Origin of the sequence: Kitasatospora sp. NPDC056181, from assembly GCF_042266225.1 — a bacterium.
Classification (GTDB): domain Bacteria; phylum Actinomycetota; class Actinomycetes; order Streptomycetales; family Streptomycetaceae; genus Kitasatospora.
Genome location: NZ_JBHJUK010000060.1, coordinates 14,197 through 29,931, shown reverse-complemented (window position 1 = coordinate 29,931; position 15,735 = coordinate 14,197). Strand labels below are relative to the sequence as shown.

Genomic DNA, 15,735 nt, shown 5'->3' with positions numbered 1-15,735 from the left:
CGGCCTCGACCGCGCTGTCGTACGGGCCGTGCCGGGTGGTTCGGGGCCGGCCCCGCCCGGCGGAGCGGGCGGGGCCGGGCTGCCGTGTTCAGGAGGAGAGACGCTTCAGTGCTGCGGTGGCGATGCCTTCGACGTAGTTCGGGGCGTCGGTGGGCTGGCCGGTGAGCTCGACGATGGCGACCCTGGTGCCGCTGCGCAGGACCGCGACCCCGCCGGTGGCGGCGCCGTCGCCGTTGTAGGCCGGGTACCAGCGGGCGGTGCCGCCGGTGACGGTCAGGGCGTGGGCGGCGCCGTAGTGCCAGTGGCCGGCGGGCTCGTCCTGGCAGTCCTCGACGAGCGCGACGAGCTGCTTCTCCCAGGTGGCGGCCTCGGTCCCGGTGGGGGCGCTCGCGGCCGACTCGATCAGCATGCCGGGAGTGTCGAAGGTCCAGTCCACGGACGCGTACGCGGTGGCCTTGTCCTTGGTCAGGTCGCGCATCGTCTCCTCGCCGGAGCACGCGGACAGCGCCTGGCGTCCGGTCAGTGCGACGGTCGCGCCGACCGGGTTCATGCCCTTCTGGAAGTCCTCGCTCTGGACGAGGTCGGCGGAGCCGAGTCCGGGCGCGGTGACCGCAGCCGGGTGGGCGGCGGCGACCGCGGTGCGGTGCGCGGCGTCGTGCGCGGCACCGTCGGCGGTGGCCGACTGGGTGCCGACGACGCTCGCCGTGATCAGTGCGGCGGCGAAGCAGGCCGCGGCGGCGACCCGGTTGCGGCGAACGGACTTCCGCTGGACGGTCTGGTTCTCGGTCATCTGGTCCCCCTGCTGGTCGGGACGCCTGCTGCGTCCTCGTACAACCGGGGAGATGCCGCCCGAGGAGGGAAAGTTGGAGCCCTGACCCGCTGTTTCACAGCTGTGACAGAGCGGTCCTGACGACGCGGTCCATCGCGGCCGTCCCCAGGCAGGCGTGGACCTCCAGCACCGCGTAGTGGCTGCCGCTGCGCAGCACGGCGATGCCGCCGCAGGGCTCCTTGCCCTCGGGCGCCCTGCCGGTGGTGTTGAGCGATCCCGGGTAGTAGCCCATCCAGCTCGCGGTGATGTCGGGGGCGAGTTGCTGCGTCGTGGTCCTTCCGTAGACCCAGTGCCCTGGCGGTTCCTCCTGGCAGGGCACCTCCTCCAGCAGCAGGCGGTCGGCGAAGTTCTGCGCCCGGGAAGGGCTCGGGGTCTCGGCGGCGACCTCGCGGGCGACCTGGCCGTCGCGCTCGGCGGCCACCGTGGGGTCGTCCGGGTCGCTTCGGGGGCTGGTCATCAGCCCGCGGAAGTGGGCACCGCGCCCGCCGAGGGTCTGAGCGAGGGTCTTCTCGCCGGTGCAGGCCGCGTTGGCGTAAGCCCCGTCGCCCTCCCGGTCGGTGACGTGGATCCGCCCCGTGCCGAACTCCGGGCTGAACGCCGCGGGTTCCAGCAGGTTCGCGGTCGTCACCGGCCCGGTAGCACCGGTCGGCGAGGCGGAGCCGGAGCCGGAGGCCGAGGTCGCGGGCGTCGGGACGGACCCGCCGGGCGTCGCGAGAGCGGACGCGCCCTGGGACGCCCCGCCGACCGCGGCACCCGACCGCGCTGCCGGGTGCGCGGTGGCGCCGGGGGGCGCCGGCAGGACGAACCGGCCGGTCGCCAGCCCGAGCGCGGCGGCTGCCACCAGGGCGGCGACGGCGGACCGGGGCCGGACGACGGCGCGGCCGCCGTTCACAGACCGGTGACCAGGCGCCCGCGCATGAAGCGGCGGGCCTGGTGGATACGGTCCTTGACCGTGCCCAGCGGGGCGTTCAGTTCCTCGGCCACCTGGACGTAGGTCAGGTCGCCCAGGTCGCGCAGCACGAAGGACTCCACCAGGGTGGGGTGCTGCCGCTCCAGCGCGGCCAGCGCCTCCATCAGGTCGAGCCGGGTCCCGGCGATGACGCTGGTGGTGCGCGGGTCGACGGACTCGGGGAGGTCGGCGTGGCTGTCCTCGGCGCGCCGGCGCATCGAGCGGTAGGTGGACCGGGCGGCGTTCGAGGCGATCACCGTCACCCAGCCCAGGAAGGAGCCGTGGCCGCCGTACTCGCCCAGGTGCGTGCTGATGGACAGCAGCGCGTCCTGCGCGGCCTCCTCCGCATCGGCGTGGTGGGGCAGGAAGCGCGAGCAGCGACGCAGCACCACCGGCCGCAGCTTGGCCAGCAGGTACTCCCTCGCCCCCTGGTCCCCCGCCTGAGCAGCCGCCACGAGCCGTTCCAGCTCACCTTCCTCGAACACCCGGATCCCCCCGTTTCGTCCCGCCTGGCATCCCACCCCGCCGAACGGGAGTTCCGCACTCCCTCCGACTCCGGCAAAATGCTGCCACATGCACAAGCTCGGCCGTTATCTCCTCCTGGAGCGGCTCGGCGCCGGCTCCTTCGCGACGGTCTGGAAGGCCTACGATCCGGAGCTCGACACCGAGGTCGCGGTGAAGGTGCTGGCCGAGAACTGGGCCGCCAACGCCGATGTGCGCGAGCGGTTCCTGGCGGAGGCGAGGCTGCTGCGCCGCATCGCCAGCCCGCGGGTGGTCCGGGTGCACGACGTCGGGGTGCAGGAGGACCGGCCCTACTTCGTCATGGACCACGTACGCGGCGGCACCCTGGCGGACCGGGTCGGGCAGTGCGACCCGCAGGAGGCGCTGCGGCTGGCCGCGGAGGCGGGCTACGCGGTCCAGGTCCTGCACGAGGCGGGCGTGGTGCACCGCGACGTCAAGCCGTCCAACCTTCTGCTCTCCACCGGCCCTGCGCCCGCCGCGGTGCTGGTGGCGGACCTGGGCAGCGCGAAGCACCTGGCCGACGCATCCGGGCTGACGGTGACCACGGGCACGCCCGCGTACATGGCACCGGAACAGGCCTTCCAGACCGGCGGGATCGACGCGAGGGCCGACGTGTACGCGTTGGCCGTCGTGGCCTACGAGCTGCTGACCGGGCAGAAGCCGTTCGGCCCGGGCGGACGCGCCACGGCCCTGATGACCGACCAGCCGACCGCCTGGACGCTGCCGGCGCTCCCGGCAGGAGCGGAGCTTCCACCGCACGTCGCCCTGCTGCTACGGACCGCGATGTCCGTCGAGCCGGCGGACCGACCTCCGACCGCCCGGGCCTTCGCGGACCTGCTGCTGGCTCCGGCCCCGCAGTCCCAGTCCCCGGGGCCCGTCCGGGAAGGCCCCGGGTGGCTGACCCCGCGCGCGGTCTGTCTGGCGTCGGGCGCGGTGTTCACGGCGACGACCCTGCTGAGCTGGCTGCAGCGTTGAATCCGGCAGGCTCGGTCCCCATGCGGTCCAGGGGGTCGGGCCGGTCGGCGGCGAACGCCGGGCACTCGACCCGCCAGGTGAACAGATCCGGCAGGAACCGGGGGAGCGGCCCCCGGGCATGCCTCGTCAAGCCGGAGGGCGCCGGCCTCTGACGCCTACCGTAGGGTCGGCGGTATGCGTCTGAGCACGGTGATCCTCCCCATCCACCGGTGGGCCGAAGGACAGAAGATCTGGCGGCGGGCCGAGGACCTCGGCTTCCACGCCGCGTACACCTACGACCACCTGTCCTGGCGGTCGTTCCGGGACGAGCCGTGGTTCGGCTCGGTGCCGACCCTGACGGCGGCCGCGACGGCGACCGAGCGGATCCGCTTGGGCACCCTCGTGACCTCGCCGAACTTCCGCCACCCCGTGACCCTGGCGAAGGAGCTGATCACGCTGGACGACGTGTCCGGCGGGCGGGTGACGCTGGGGATCGGGGCCGGCGGGACGGGGTTCGACGCGACGGCCATGGGCCAGGAGGCGTGGTCGCCCAAGGAGCGGGCGGACCGCTTCGGGGAGTTCCTGCCGCTGCTGGACGAGCTGCTGCGCACCGACGCCACGACCCGCGAGGGCACGTACTACTCGGCGGTCGAGGCGCGGAACATCCCCGGCTGCGTGCAGACGCCGCGGGTGCCGTTCTACGTGGCGGCGACCGGCCCGCGCGGGCTGAGGCTCGCGGCCGAGTACGGCCAGGGCTGGGTGACGTACGGGGACCCGCGCGGGCCGGCGGACGTGCCGGTGGAGCAGGCGCCCGAGGTGATCGCGAAGCAGATCGAGAAGCTGACGGCGGCCTGCGAGGCGACCGGGCGGGACGTGGCGACGCTGGAGAAGGTGCTGCTCCAGGGCTCGACGGCGGAGAAGCCGCTGCAGTCGGTGGGCGCGTTCGTGGACTGGGCCGGCAAGTACCAGGAGCTGGGCATCACCGAGCTGGTCATCCACTGGCCGGTCCCGGACTCGATCTTCGAGAACGACCTCGCCGTCTTCGAGGAGATCGCCACCGAGGGCCTGGCCCAGCTGGGCTGACCGGCCCGGGCCGACCGGACGGACGAACGGACGGAGCGCTCACCCCCCCCCGAGGGGTGGGCGCTCCGTCCGCGTTTCCGGTCCGGGAGAAGACCTCCGCGCGGCACCCCGGCCCGCGCCCCGGCCCGCGCCCCGGCCCGCCGACAGGGGTCCGACGGGGTGGACCCGATGGGGCGGGTGCGATGGATAGGGCGTGGATAGGCGGGTGGTAGCGGCGCCGGTTCGGGCGGATAGCAGGGGCCGGGAGAGTGGTGCTCACCAAGGCGACCTCCGCCGAATCGTGAGGACACTCAAGATGATCGAATACCAGACCCGCCCGGCGTCGAGGGGGGCGACGTCCCCTGATACCGCCGTCGATGCCGCCGTGCTCAGCACGGTCGTCAAGCGCTTCACCAGCGCCAAGGGCGAGGAGTTCACCGCCGTGAACGGGCTGGATCTGCGGATCCGGCGCGGCGAGGTGGTGGCCTTCCTCGGGCCGAACGGCGCCGGCAAGACGACCACCATCGACATGCTGCTGGGGCTGACCCGCCCGGACTCGGGGCAGGTGGAGCTCTTCGGGCAGGCGCCGCAGCAGGCGGTGCGGGCCGGGAAGGTGGCGGCCGTCCTGCAGTCGGGCGGACTGCTGCCCGACCTCACCGTCGGGGCCACGGTGCACATGCTGGCCTCGCTCCACCCGGGCGCCGACGCGGAGCGCTGCATGGCCCGGGCCGGCATCGCAGAGCTGCGCAACCGCCGGGCGTCGGCGTGTTCGGGCGGTGAGCAGCAGCGGCTGCGGTTCGCGGTCGCCCTGCTGTCGAACCCCGAGTTCCTGGTGCTGGACGAGCCGACGGCCGGGATGGACGTCGCGGCCCGCCGGGACTTCTGGGCCGCCGTCCGCGAGGACGCGGCGCGCGGGATGACCGTCATGTTCGCCACGCACTACATGGAGGAGGCGGACCAGTTCGCCGACCGGGTGGTGATGATCAACAAGGGGTCGGTGGTGGCCGACGGTTCGGCCTCGTCGATCCGGGCCGCGATCAGCGGACGCACGGTGTCCGCCCTGATCAGCCCGTACGAGGCGGAGCTGGTGGCGAGGTCCGCCGGTGTCCGGTCCGCCACCACGCGCGGTGACCGGTCCTTCTTCAACTGCACCGACTCGGACGCCCTGCTGCGGGTGCTGGTCAACGAGACGTCGGCGACCGAGATCGAGGTCGCCCCGCGCAGTCTCGAAGAGGCCTTCATGGCCATCACCAACAACGGCCGCTCCGTCCAGAAGGGGATCTGATGGCCGCCCTCTCGGCGCCGGGCACCCGCCCGAGCTCCTCGCCGTTCGCCGGCGTGAACCCGACCTTCGTCCGCTACGAGCTGCGGCGGCGGTTCAACCGCCAGACCACGATCTTCACGGTGCTGCTGCCGGCCGTCCTCTACCTCGCCCTCTTCCGGACGAGCCCGAACAACGCGACGCTGCCGCACGGCAACTTCGCCGCCTGGATGATGATCGGCCTGGCCGTGTACGGCGCCGCGACGGCGGCCGTCAGCTCGGCGGCCACCATCTCGGTGGAGAAGTCGGTGGGCTGGATGCGCACGATCGCGCTGAGCCCGCTCACGCCGCCCGGGTACCTGCTGGTCAAGGTGGCCTGCTCGGTCCTGATGGCGGGCGTGCCGGTGGCCATCGTCGGGGTGCTGGGGGTCGCCACCGGCGCGCACGCCGACGCCGGCGTCTGGGTGACGTCGCTGCTGGTCGCCTGGTTCGGTGCGGCGGTGTTCGCCGCGCTGGGCATCGGGATGGGGCTGGCCCTGAAGCCCGACGTGGTGATGCACATGCCGGGCCTGACCATGACCGCGCTCGCCTTCCTCGGCAACCTGTTCATCCCGCTCGGCGGGACCATGCTGGAGATCTCGCGGTTCACCCCGATGTACGGGGTGGCGACCCTGGCCCGCTACCCGCTCACCGACGGGTACTCGTTCGGCGGGGAGCACTCCAGCGTGGCGGGTGCCGTCTTCAACCTCGTCGCCTGGTTCGCCGGCTTCTCGTTCATGGCGATCCGCCGCTTCACCAAAAGCACCGGCCGGCAGTAGCCGCCGCCCCACGGTCACCGCACCACCCGCACCGCCAGCGCACCACACCACGCGCACCAGACCACGCGCACCACCACCCCGCACCACCACCCCGCACCACCACCGACACCGCACCGGGCGCAGCGCGCCGTGCGAAGGGCACCAAACACGAAAGGGGGATAGAACAAATGTTCGCATTCATTGCGCCGGGCCAGGGCTCCCAGACCCCTGGGATGCTGGCCGGCTGGCTGCGGGACCCGGTCCACGCGGAGCGCGTACGGGCCTGGTCCGAGGCCGCCGACTGCGACCTGGTCCACCTGGGCACCAAGGCCTCGGCCGCCGAGATCGCCCGGACCGAGAACACCCAGCCCTTGCTGGTCGCCCAGGGCCTGCTGGCGCACGCGGCGCTGGACCGGGCGACGCCCGAGGGCAGTGCGGTGGCGGCCGGCCACTCGGTCGGCGAACTCACCGCGGCCGTGTTCGCCGGGGTGCTGACCGCCGCCGACGCCGTGTGGCTGGCCGCCGTCCGCGGCCGGGCCATGGCGGCGGCCTGCGCCGAAACGCCCACCTCGATGGCCGCGGTGGTCGGCGGGGAGCAGCCGGACGTACTCGCCCGGCTCGACGAACTCGGCCTCACCGCCGCCACGTTCAACGGCCCCGGCCAGATCGTCGCCGCCGGGCCGGTCGAGCGCCTGGAGCAGCTGGCCGCCGCACCGCCGCCCTCGGCGACGGTCAAGCCGCTGCCGGTCGCGGGGGCCTTCCACACCCCGTACATGGAGTCGGCGCGGCAGGCCTTCGCGGCCGCGGCCGGGGCGGTGCACTTCGCCCGGCCTGCCCAGCTCCTGCTCTCGAACGCCGACGGCACCGTGGTCACCTCGCCCGAGGACGTCCGCCGGCGGCTCGTCGACCAGGTGGTGCGGCCGGTCCGCTGGGACCTGTGCCTGCAGACCCTCGCCGAGCTGGCGCCCGAGCTGACGGTCTCGCTGCCGCCGGCCCGCACGCTCGCCAACATCCTCAAGCGCCGGCACCCGGACTTCGAGGTCCTGTCCGTCAACGCGCCCCGGGACCTCACCCGGGCCTACGAGCGGCTCGCCGCCGCCGCCGGAAAGGAGGAGCCCGCTCATGCTGGTGTCTGACCTCCTCGACCACCCGCGCGCCGAGCGCGGCGACCACCCCGCGGTGACCGACACCGAGGGCACGCTCGACTACCGCGGGCTCGGCAGCGCCGTGGACCGCGCGGCAGGCTGGCTGCGGGCCCAGGGCGTCACCACCGGCGAGCGGGTCGTCTACGCCGGCGGCAACGACCGCGCCTTCCTCGCCCTCTTCTACGCCACCCTGCGGATCGGCGCCGTCTTCGTGCCGGTGCACCCCGAGCTGACGGACGGCCAGATCGGCCACATCGTCGACGACTGCTCCGCCGCCCTGGCGCTCTGCCCGCCCGCCGCGGGCCGCACCGCCGGCCGCACCGTGGGGGTGGACCGCGCCTGGGAGGAGATCCTGCGCGGCCCGGAGGACGACTTCCGCGCCGAGCTCCCGGACGACGCCGTCGCGATGCTGATCTACACCTCGGGCACCACCGGCCGGCCGAAGGGCGTGGTCTGCCCGCACCGCCAGATGATCACGGCGGTCGAGGCGGTCAACGCCTGCCTGGGCTACACCGCCGACGACGTCGTCCTCTGCCGGCTGCCGCTCTCCTTCGACTACGGGCTCTACCAGGCCCTGCTCTGCGCGCTGACCGGCGGCACCCTCGTGCTGGCCAAGCGCAGCCACGACGTCGCCCTGCTGCGGACCATCGAGCGGGAGGGCGTGACGGTCGTCCCGCTGGTCCCCTCGCTGGCGCAGATGCTGACCCTGCTCCAGGGCAAGCTGCGCCGGCCGACCAGGGTGCGCCTGTTCACCAACACCGGCGCCCGCCCGGGCCGGGCGGTGATGGCCGAACTGCTGGACGTCTTCCCCGGATCGTCGTTCGCCTCGATGTACGGCATGACCGAGTGCAAGCGCATCTCGATCCTGGACCCGGCCGAGTACGCGACCCACCCCGACTCGGTCGGGCGGCCGATCCCCGGCGACCACGTGCGGATCGTGGACGCCGACGGACGGACGGCCGGGCCGCGGACGGTCGGTGAGATCGTCGTCTGGGGCCCGACGGTGATGGCCGGCTACTGGCGCATCCCGATGGACGAGCAGAACCGCTTCCTCCCCCGCGCCGACGGCTCCCTGGAGCTGCACACCGGCGACCGCGGCTACCTCGACGAGGACGGCCGGCTCTACTTCGTCGGCCGCGACGACGACGTGATCAAGCGGCGCGGCATCCGGGTGGCCCTCACCGAGATCGAGGACGCCGCCGAGCGCATCCCCGGGGTGACCGCCGCCGTCGCGCTGCGGCCCGACGCCGAGGGGGCGCCGCTCGCCCTAGCCGTGCAGAGCGCCCTGTCGCCGGACGAGATCCGCGCGCTGCTCAAGGGCCGGCTCGACCACGCCCGGATGCCCGACCTCATCGTCCCGATCACCGCGGTGCCGCTGACCGCGAACGGCAAGCCGGACCGCGCGGCCGCCAAGCGCCTGGTCGGCGAGCCGGCCGACGAGCACGGAGCAACGGCCCCCGCGGCCACGACAGACACGCAGCCTCCCTTCGCACAGACGAGGACCATCCATGAACCAGTCGCAGTTTGACCAGCTCGTCGAGCGGATCTGCTCGGTCAAGGTCACCGACCCGCAGACCCCGCTCGTGGACCTGGGCGTGGACTCGCTCCACACCATCGCCCTGGTGATGGCCGTCGAGGAGGAGTTCGGGATCGAGGTCGACCCCGACGCCCTCGCGGACCCCGCACTCGCCTCCCCCGCCGGCCTCCTGCAGTACGTGCAGACGCGGGCCGCCGCCCCGGCCCCGGCCGGGATCTAGGAACCGGGAAACCGATACCCATGTGGACCGACACCAGACCCGCGGCCGAGATGCCCCGGCTCTTCGAGCGGGGCGGGGACCTCATCTCCTTCGCGGGCGGCCTGCCCGACCTGGACGTCCTCCCGCTGGAGGCGATCTCCGGTCAACTCTCCCGCCTCGTCCGGCTCGGCGGGAAGCTCGCCTTCCAGTACACCACCCCGCACGTCGCCAAGGCCCTCGTCCCGGCGATCAACGACCTGATGGCCCGTGAGGGCGCCCACGCGCAGGCCGCGAACCTCGTCCCCACCAGCGGCTCCCAGATGGGGCTGATGGCGGTGGCCCTCGGGCTCGGCGCTCCGGGCGAGACCGTCCTGGTCCAGACGCCCGCCTACCCGGGCGCCACCGCGGCCTTCCGGACCGCCGGCCTCGACCTTTACTCCGTGGCCGACGACCGGGACGGGATGGACCCCGCCGAGCTGCGGCGGACGGTCCTGCGCCTGCGCGCCGAGGGGCGCACCGCGCGGCTGCTCTACTGCAACCCGACCAACCAGAACCCCACCGGCCGCACCCTCTCCGTCGAGCGCCGCAAGGAGCTGCTGGCGGTCTGCCGGGAGCTGGACCTCCTGCTGATCGAGGACAACCCGTACGGACTGCTCTCCTTCGACGGCGGGACGACCACCGCGTTCCAGGCGCTCGACCCGGACCGGGTGGTGTACCTGGGCACCTTCTCCAAGATCTTCGCCCCCGGCCTGCGGTCCGGCTGGATCGCCGCCCCGGACCACGTGCTGCCGGCCCTCAGCCGCACCGCCGAGGTGATCGCCCTCTCCCCGTCCGCCCTCGCCCAGGCCGCACTGGCCGCGTTCCACACCCGGGCCGGCTGGACCGACCTGATCGACGGCTACCGCGCCAGCTACCGGGAGCGCTGCGGCCTGATGGCCGACGCCCTGGAGCAGGAGCTCGGCACCTCCGGCCCCTGGACGTGGGAGCGCCCGAACGGCGGCTTCTACATCTGGCTGCGCCACCGCGACGGCGTGGACACCGCCCGGTACGCCGCGGCGGCGGCCGAGCACGGGGTCTCCTTCGTCCCCGGCGGCCACTTCAGCGTCGACGGTGAGCACGCCGACGGCCTGCGGCTCTGCTTCAGCCACGTCCCGAGGAAGAAGATCGCCGAGGGCGTCGCCCGGCTGGCCGCCGCGCTCGCCGGGCCGGCCCCGGAAGGCGGGGACCGATGACCGGCACCCTCCAGGCGGCCGGCCCCCTCGAAGCCGCCGCCACCGGCGGGGCTCCCCGCGCCCTCGACTGGTCCGCCCTCGCCCCGTCCTACCGGCTGGGCAGCACGGACTGGCAGGTCTGGGGGGTCGGACTGCTCCGCAACGCGGGCTTCCCGGTCTCCGGGCTGAAGCTCCTCGGCGGCGGGGACGCCCCCCGCGCGGCGGCGCGGCTGGAGAGCGGCGAGGCCGGCCACGAGGCCTTCCTGGCCGCCTACCAGGCCGACTGCGACGCCGAGACGGCGCAGCTGGCCGGGCTCGCCAGGGACGAGAAGGTCCGCCTGGCCATCGCCTGGCAGAACCGCACCGTCTACCAGATCCTCGACTCCCTGGCCTCCGGCAGGGGCAAGGAGACCAAGCGCCGCCAGCGCGAGCGCACCCTGGCCATGTACTGGCTGCGGTACTGCGCCAAGGCCGAGACGATCGGCTTCTTCGGCCCGGGCGCGTGGATCTCCGTCGGGCGGACCGGGCGGGCGGTCGAGTTCGAGCACGGCCCGTCGCTCACCTCGGCGAGCCGCACGTCCTTCGAACGCTGGACGGTGGCCGCGCTGGCCGACTGGATGGCCGGGCAGCCCGGCGCCCGCTGGTGGTTCCCGCCGGTGCTGCGGCCCGACGTGCACCTCGACGGCGACCGGCTGGTCCTGTCGAACCGCAAGGTGCTGCGGCTGCGCGAGGACGACGTCCTGGTGCTGCGCCTGGCCGACGGCGACCGCAACGGCGAGGCCATCGCCGACGCGCTGGTCGCCGGACGGCAGTGGGACGCGGCGACGGCGCGGGAGCGGGTGGACAAGGTCCTGAACCGGCTGCTCCGGCAGCGGGTGCTGGCCTGGGACGCCAACATCCCGGTCGACGTGCGGGCCGAGGAGGTCCTGCGCAGGCGGGTGTCGGCCGTCGGCGACCCGGAACTGTTCGTCCGGTTCGACGCGGTGCTCACCGAACTGGGCCGGCTGCGCGACGGCATCGACCGCGCGGCCACCGCCGAGGAGCTGGTGGGGGCGCTCGACGAGCTCGACGCGTTCTTCACGGCCACCACCGGGCAGGCCGCCTCCCGCGAGGAGGGCAAGGCGTACGCCGGCCGCACGCTCTGCTACCAGGACGCCCTCCGGGACTGCCGGATGGACCTGGGGCGGGACTTCCTGGACGGCATCGCCCGCCCGCTGGCCCTGGTCGCCGACGCGGCGGACTGGTTCGGCAACCGACTGGCCGAGCTGGTCGAGGCGGAGGTCGCGGACCTCGTCCGGGCCGCCGCGCAGCGCCACGGCACGGTGAACCTGGCCGACGTCTGGCCGCAGGTGCTGGCCCTGTTCTGGGGCGAGCACAACACCCCGGTGCAGGCCGCGACCCGCGAGCTGGCGCAGAAGTGGCGCGAGGTCATCGCGCTGGACCCGCAGGCCCCGCCGGCCGAGCCGGTCCGGCTCTCGGTCTCCGGGATCGAGGACCGCGCCCGCGCCGTCTTCGCCACCGGCCCGGTCCGCTCGCCGCACCTGGCGGTGCACAGCCCGGACCTCCAGGTGGTCGCCCCCTCCGTGGAGGCGGTGAACGCCGGCGAGCACACCGTGGTCCTCGGCGAGCTGCACGCCTGCCTGGCCACCCTCGACCTGCCGTTCCTCGACTGGACCACCGACCGGGGGTCGCTCCGGGACAAGGTCAACGAGGCGATCGGCGCGCCGCGGCTGGTGCCGCTGCTGCCGGTCGGCTGGAAGCGCAACAGCGGCCGGATGGTGCCGGCGCCGATCGGCGCGGGGGACCGGCTGATCGGCTTCACCCGGGCGCCGTTCGACGAGCGCGACCGGATCGAGCCGGCGGTCTCCATCACCCTGGCCGAGGACGGCGGCACCGTCACCGCCACCACCGCGGACGGACGCACCTGGACCGTTCCGGAGCTGCTCGCGGTGCTGATCTCGATCATCGCCTGCGACGCCTTCAAGATCGGCCTGGACCGCAGCCACGCCCCCCGGATCACCCTCGACAACCTGGTGCTCTTCCGCGAGACCTGGCGGCTGCCGGCCGAGGGCGTCGCCCTCGCCCCGAAGGCCGACCGGCACCGCGACTACCTGGCGGTGCGCCGCTGGGTCACCGGGAACTCCCTGCCCGACCGGGCCTTCGTCAAGTTCCCCGAGGAGACCAAGCCCTCACTGGTCGACTTCACCAGCCCGACGCTGGTGCTCTCCTTCGCCAACCTCGTCCGCCGGGCCCGGCAGCTCGACCCCGACGCCGTGGTGACCGTCAGCGAGCCGCTGCCGGCCCCGGAGGAGTCCTGGCTGCCAGACGCCGACGGCGAGCGCTACGTCAGCGAGCTTCGGCTCCAGATCAGCAGGAAGGTGCCGGAATGACCGTCCTCGTCCCCGACAGCGCGGCACCGCGGGTCCGCCCGCGCCCCCCGACGAAGCCCGACATCGTGGCCACGATCGGCGGGACCCCGCTGGTCGCCCTCGACCGGCTGTTCCCGCCCACGCGCTTCCAGGTGTACGCCAAGTGCGAGCGGTTCAACCCCGGCGGCTCCATCAAGGACCGCGCCGCCAAGTCGATGATCGAGCAGGCCATCCAGACCGGCCGGCTCGTCCCCGGGGTCTCCACCGTCGTGGAGTCCTCCTCGGGCAACCTCGGCATCGCCCTCGCCCAGCTCTGCAACTTCTACCGGCTCAACCTGATCTGCGTGGTCGATCCCCGGACCACCGCGCAGAACCTCGCGATCATGCGGGCGTACGGTGCGCGGGTCGAGGTCGTCGAGCACCGCGACCCGGAGACCGGCGAGTACCTGCCGGCCCGGATCGCCCGGGTCCGGGCGCTGCTGGAGAGCGTCCCCGACGCGTGGTGGCCCAACCAGTACGCCAACGAGTACAACGCCCGGGCGCACCGCACCACGATGCGCGAGATCTGCGAGGCGATCCCGGGCGGCCCCGACTACCTCTTCCTGGCGGCCGGCACCTGCGGCACGCTGCGCGGCTGCGCCGAGTACATCCGGGACAACGGCCTGGAGACCAAGGTCGTCGCGGTGGACGCGGTCGGCAGCGTCATCTTCGGCCCGCCGGAGCCGTGGGAGAGCTCGCACAAGCGCACCATCCCCGGGCACGGGGCGGCGGTCGTCCCGCCGCTGCTGCTGCCGGGGCTCGCGGACCGGGTGGTCAAGGTGACCGACTCCGAGTGCATCCGCGGCTGCCACCAGCTGCTGGCGAAGGAGTCGATCCTGGCCGGCGGGTCCTCGGGCGCCGTCATCGCCGCCCTCCGGCAGGCCCCGGCCTGGATCGAGCCGGGCGCCACCTGCGTCGCGGTGCTGCCCGACGGCGGCGACCGCTACCTCGACACCATCTACTCCGACCAGTGGGTGGAGTCCTACCTCCGGCAGTACCTGCCGGACCACGACCACGAAAGGAGTGAGTCATGAGGATCCTCGGCCGCGACGACGTCCGCGCGGCGCTGCAGGGCCTGGACTCCGCCGTCCTCGACTCGGTACGGACCGCCTACGTCCTGCACGGCCAGGGCCAGTCGGACCTGCCGTTCTCCACCTTCCTGCGCCCGCTCGGGCGCCCGGACTCCCGGATCATCGCTCTGCCCGCCTACCTGGGCGGACCGGCCCCGGTGATGGGCCTCAAGTGGATCTCGTCCTTCCCCGAGAACCTGAACCGGGGCATGCAGCGGGCCTCCTCGCTCTGCATCCTCAACGACCTGGAGTCCGGCTACCCGGTGGCCCTGATGGAGGGCAGCCAGATCTCCTCGGTGCGGACCGCGGCCAGTGCCGCGCTCGCCAGCGGTCTGCTGAACGGCGGCCGCCCGGTGCGCACGGTCGGGCTGATCGGCTGCGGCACCATCAACCACCGCGTCGTCTCCTACCTGACGCAGGTCCACCCGGACATCGAGACGGTGTTCCTCCAGGACGCCTTCCCGGAGCGGGCCAAGGTGTTCGCCGGGGAGCTGGCCGCGGAGTACCCGGGGATCACCTTCCAGGCCGTCGACGTGGCCCGGGCGCTGAGCGCCGAGACCGTCTCCATCGCCACCACCGACTCCAGCTACTGGCTCGACCTGGCCGACCACCCGGACCGGCCGCACGGCCAGGTGATCCTGCACCTGTCGCTGCGCGACCTGAGCGCCTCCTCGGTGCTCGCCGCCTACAACGTGGTGGACGACGCCCAGCACGCAGTCCGCGAGCAGACCTCCCTGCACCGGGCCGAACAGCAGGTCGGGCACCGGGAGTTCGTCCACGCCGAGATCGGCGCCGTGCTCGACGGGCGGACCGCCCCCAGCGACGTGGCCCGCACGGTCGTCTTCTCGCCCTTCGGCCTGGGCGTCCTGGACCTCGCGGTCGCGGAGGCCGTCCTCACCGCCGCCACCAAGGCCGGCCTGGGCACCGAGGTCGAGGGCTTCGACCCGGGCAGCCACAAGGTCACCTCGACCCTCGTGGGAGGTACGGCATGAGCGCCCCCGGACGGCTCTTCGCCGAGGGCACCAAGGCCCTGGTCACCGGCGCCTCGCGCGGCATCGGCGCGGCGATCGCGATCGCACTGGCCGAGCACGGCTGCGACGTCGCCCTCAACTACCGCTCCAGCGCCGGGAAGGCGGAGGAGGTCGCCGAGCGGATCCGGGCCCTGGGCCGCAGCGCCCTGCTGGTCGCGGCGGACGTCTCCGACGAGGCCCAGGTCGCCGCGATGTACAAGGAGATCCGCTCCGCCTGGGGCTCGCTCGACGTCGCCGTCCTCAACTCCGGGGTGACCGCCGACGGCCACATGGCCGCGATGAGCTCCGCGAAGTGGCAGGAGGTCATCGGCACCAACCTGACCGGCGCCTTCCTCACCGCCCGCGAGGCGACCAAGCAGATGTACGCGAGCGGCGGTTCGATCGTCCTGATCGCCTCCACCAGCGGCATCGCCGGCCGGGTCGGCCAGGCCAACTACGCCGCCAGCAAGGGCGGTGTGATCTCGATGGCCAAGACCCTGGCGTACGAGACCGCCGGCCGCGGCATCCGGGTCAACGTGGTGGCCCCCGGGTTCATCGACACCGACATGGTGAAGAAGGTGCCCCCGAAGCAGCTCAAGGAGGCCGCCCAGGCGATCCCGCTCGGCCGCATGGGGACGCCGGAGGAGGTGGCCCAGGCCGCCGTCTTCCTGGCCAGCCCGGCGGCGTCCTACATCACCGCCAAGGTCCTCACGGTCGACGGCGGAATGCTCTACAGCTGACCAACCGCGCCACCGCGCAAGTGAACCGACCAATCGTCAAT

General features: G+C 73.5%; 15 protein-coding genes. 12 read left to right on the top strand and 3 right to left on the bottom strand.

The window, feature by feature from the left end:
* Nucleotides 1-88: 88 nt before the first annotated feature.
* The 3 genes from ACFC1F_RS22695 to ACFC1F_RS22685 all read right to left on the bottom strand — a co-directional run bounded on the left by ACFC1F_RS22695 (nt 89) and on the right by ACFC1F_RS22685 (nt 2,263).
* On the bottom strand, nt 89-790 hold the full coding sequence (locus ACFC1F_RS22695) for a hypothetical protein (RefSeq protein WP_376160703.1): 702 nt from the start codon (nt 788-790) through the stop codon (nt 89-91).
* A 94-nt stretch (nt 791-884) separates the two neighbouring features.
* Nucleotides 885-1,721, bottom strand: a complete 837-nt coding sequence (locus ACFC1F_RS22690) for a hypothetical protein (RefSeq protein WP_376160701.1) — start codon at nt 1,719-1,721, stop codon at nt 885-887.
* A complete protein-coding gene (locus ACFC1F_RS22685; protein WP_376160699.1) occupies nt 1,718-2,263 on the bottom strand; it encodes an RNA polymerase sigma factor in 546 nt (181 codons plus the stop codon). The genes ACFC1F_RS22690 and ACFC1F_RS22685 overlap by 4 nt, the downstream gene beginning before the upstream one ends.
* A gap of 88 nt (nt 2,264-2,351) precedes the next feature.
* Between ACFC1F_RS22685 and ACFC1F_RS22680 the strand changes: the two genes are divergently transcribed.
* The 12 genes from ACFC1F_RS22680 to fabG all read left to right on the top strand — a co-directional run bounded on the left by ACFC1F_RS22680 (nt 2,352) and on the right by fabG (nt 15,694).
* On the top strand, nt 2,352-3,275 hold the full coding sequence (locus ACFC1F_RS22680; RefSeq protein ID WP_376160697.1) for a serine/threonine-protein kinase: 924 nt from the start codon (nt 2,352-2,354) through the stop codon (nt 3,273-3,275).
* Between the two features lie 174 nt (nt 3,276-3,449).
* Nucleotides 3,450-4,337 (top strand): LLM class flavin-dependent oxidoreductase, encoded by an 888-nt coding sequence (locus ACFC1F_RS22675; protein WP_209417216.1) that lies wholly within the window; start codon nt 3,450-3,452, stop codon nt 4,335-4,337.
* Nucleotides 4,338-4,632: 295 nt separating this feature from the next.
* Nucleotides 4,633-5,601 carry an ABC transporter ATP-binding protein gene (locus ACFC1F_RS22670; protein WP_376160695.1) on the top strand — a complete coding sequence of 323 codons (969 nt, stop codon included), beginning with the start codon at nt 4,633-4,635 and terminating at the stop codon, nt 5,599-5,601.
* Complete coding sequence (locus ACFC1F_RS22665; RefSeq protein ID WP_376160693.1) at nt 5,601-6,395, top strand: ABC transporter permease; 795 nt, start codon at nt 5,601-5,603, stop codon at nt 6,393-6,395. The genes ACFC1F_RS22670 and ACFC1F_RS22665 overlap by 1 nt, the downstream gene beginning before the upstream one ends.
* Before the next feature lie 167 nt (nt 6,396-6,562).
* Nucleotides 6,563-7,510: an ACP S-malonyltransferase gene (locus ACFC1F_RS22660; RefSeq protein ID WP_209417219.1), complete on the top strand. Its 948-nt coding sequence runs from the start codon at nt 6,563-6,565 to the stop codon at nt 7,508-7,510.
* Nucleotides 7,497-9,047, top strand: coding sequence for a class I adenylate-forming enzyme family protein (locus ACFC1F_RS22655; protein ID WP_376160691.1), 1,551 nt, complete (start codon nt 7,497-7,499; stop codon nt 9,045-9,047). The genes ACFC1F_RS22660 and ACFC1F_RS22655 overlap by 14 nt, the downstream gene beginning before the upstream one ends.
* Nucleotides 9,028-9,276 carry an acyl carrier protein gene (locus tag ACFC1F_RS22650; RefSeq protein WP_148643698.1) on the top strand — a complete coding sequence of 83 codons (249 nt, stop codon included), beginning with the start codon at nt 9,028-9,030 and terminating at the stop codon, nt 9,274-9,276. The genes ACFC1F_RS22655 and ACFC1F_RS22650 overlap by 20 nt, the downstream gene beginning before the upstream one ends.
* A gap of 20 nt (nt 9,277-9,296) precedes the next feature.
* A complete protein-coding gene (locus ACFC1F_RS22645; RefSeq protein WP_376160688.1) occupies nt 9,297-10,487 on the top strand; it encodes a PLP-dependent aminotransferase family protein in 1,191 nt (396 codons plus the stop codon).
* Nucleotides 10,484-12,856: a lantibiotic dehydratase gene (locus ACFC1F_RS22640; protein WP_376160686.1), complete on the top strand. Its 2,373-nt coding sequence runs from the start codon at nt 10,484-10,486 to the stop codon at nt 12,854-12,856. Before ACFC1F_RS22645 ends, ACFC1F_RS22640 begins: the two co-directional genes overlap by 4 nt.
* On the top strand, nt 12,853-13,908 hold the full coding sequence (gene sbnA / locus ACFC1F_RS22635) for a 2,3-diaminopropionate biosynthesis protein SbnA (protein WP_209417223.1): 1,056 nt from the start codon (nt 12,853-12,855) through the stop codon (nt 13,906-13,908). Before ACFC1F_RS22640 ends, sbnA begins: the two co-directional genes overlap by 4 nt.
* On the top strand, nt 13,905-14,936 hold the full coding sequence (gene sbnB / locus ACFC1F_RS22630) for a 2,3-diaminopropionate biosynthesis protein SbnB (RefSeq protein WP_376160684.1): 1,032 nt from the start codon (nt 13,905-13,907) through the stop codon (nt 14,934-14,936). The genes sbnA and sbnB overlap by 4 nt, the downstream gene beginning before the upstream one ends.
* A complete protein-coding gene (gene fabG / locus ACFC1F_RS22625; RefSeq protein ID WP_209417225.1) occupies nt 14,933-15,694 on the top strand; it encodes a 3-oxoacyl-ACP reductase FabG in 762 nt (253 codons plus the stop codon). The genes sbnB and fabG overlap by 4 nt, the downstream gene beginning before the upstream one ends.
* The last annotated feature ends 41 nt before the right edge of the window (nt 15,695-15,735 follow it).

Bases quoted from the DNA above. Each gene is read 5' to 3' on its own strand.
- ACFC1F_RS22695 (WP_376160703.1), bottom strand. From the start codon at position 790: ATGACCGAGAACCAGACCGTCCAGCGGAAGTCCGTTCGCCGCAACCGG.
- ACFC1F_RS22680 (WP_376160697.1), top strand. From the start codon at position 2,352: ATGCACAAGCTCGGCCGTTATCTCCTCCTGGAGCGGCTCGGCGCCGGC.
- ACFC1F_RS22675 (WP_209417216.1), top strand. From the start codon at position 3,450: ATGCGTCTGAGCACGGTGATCCTCCCCATCCACCGGTGGGCCGAAGGA.
- ACFC1F_RS22670 (WP_376160695.1), top strand. From the start codon at position 4,633: ATGATCGAATACCAGACCCGCCCGGCGTCGAGGGGGGCGACGTCCCCT.
- ACFC1F_RS22665 (WP_376160693.1), top strand. From the start codon at position 5,601: ATGGCCGCCCTCTCGGCGCCGGGCACCCGCCCGAGCTCCTCGCCGTTC.
- ACFC1F_RS22660 (WP_209417219.1), top strand. From the start codon at position 6,563: ATGTTCGCATTCATTGCGCCGGGCCAGGGCTCCCAGACCCCTGGGATG.
- ACFC1F_RS22655 (WP_376160691.1), top strand. From the start codon at position 7,497: ATGCTGGTGTCTGACCTCCTCGACCACCCGCGCGCCGAGCGCGGCGAC.
- ACFC1F_RS22650 (WP_148643698.1), top strand. From the start codon at position 9,028: ATGAACCAGTCGCAGTTTGACCAGCTCGTCGAGCGGATCTGCTCGGTC.
- ACFC1F_RS22645 (WP_376160688.1), top strand. From the start codon at position 9,297: ATGTGGACCGACACCAGACCCGCGGCCGAGATGCCCCGGCTCTTCGAG.
- ACFC1F_RS22640 (WP_376160686.1), top strand. From the start codon at position 10,484: ATGACCGGCACCCTCCAGGCGGCCGGCCCCCTCGAAGCCGCCGCCACC.
- sbnA (WP_209417223.1), top strand. From the start codon at position 12,853: ATGACCGTCCTCGTCCCCGACAGCGCGGCACCGCGGGTCCGCCCGCGC.
- sbnB (WP_376160684.1), top strand. From the start codon at position 13,905: ATGAGGATCCTCGGCCGCGACGACGTCCGCGCGGCGCTGCAGGGCCTG.
- fabG (WP_209417225.1), top strand. From the start codon at position 14,933: ATGAGCGCCCCCGGACGGCTCTTCGCCGAGGGCACCAAGGCCCTGGTC.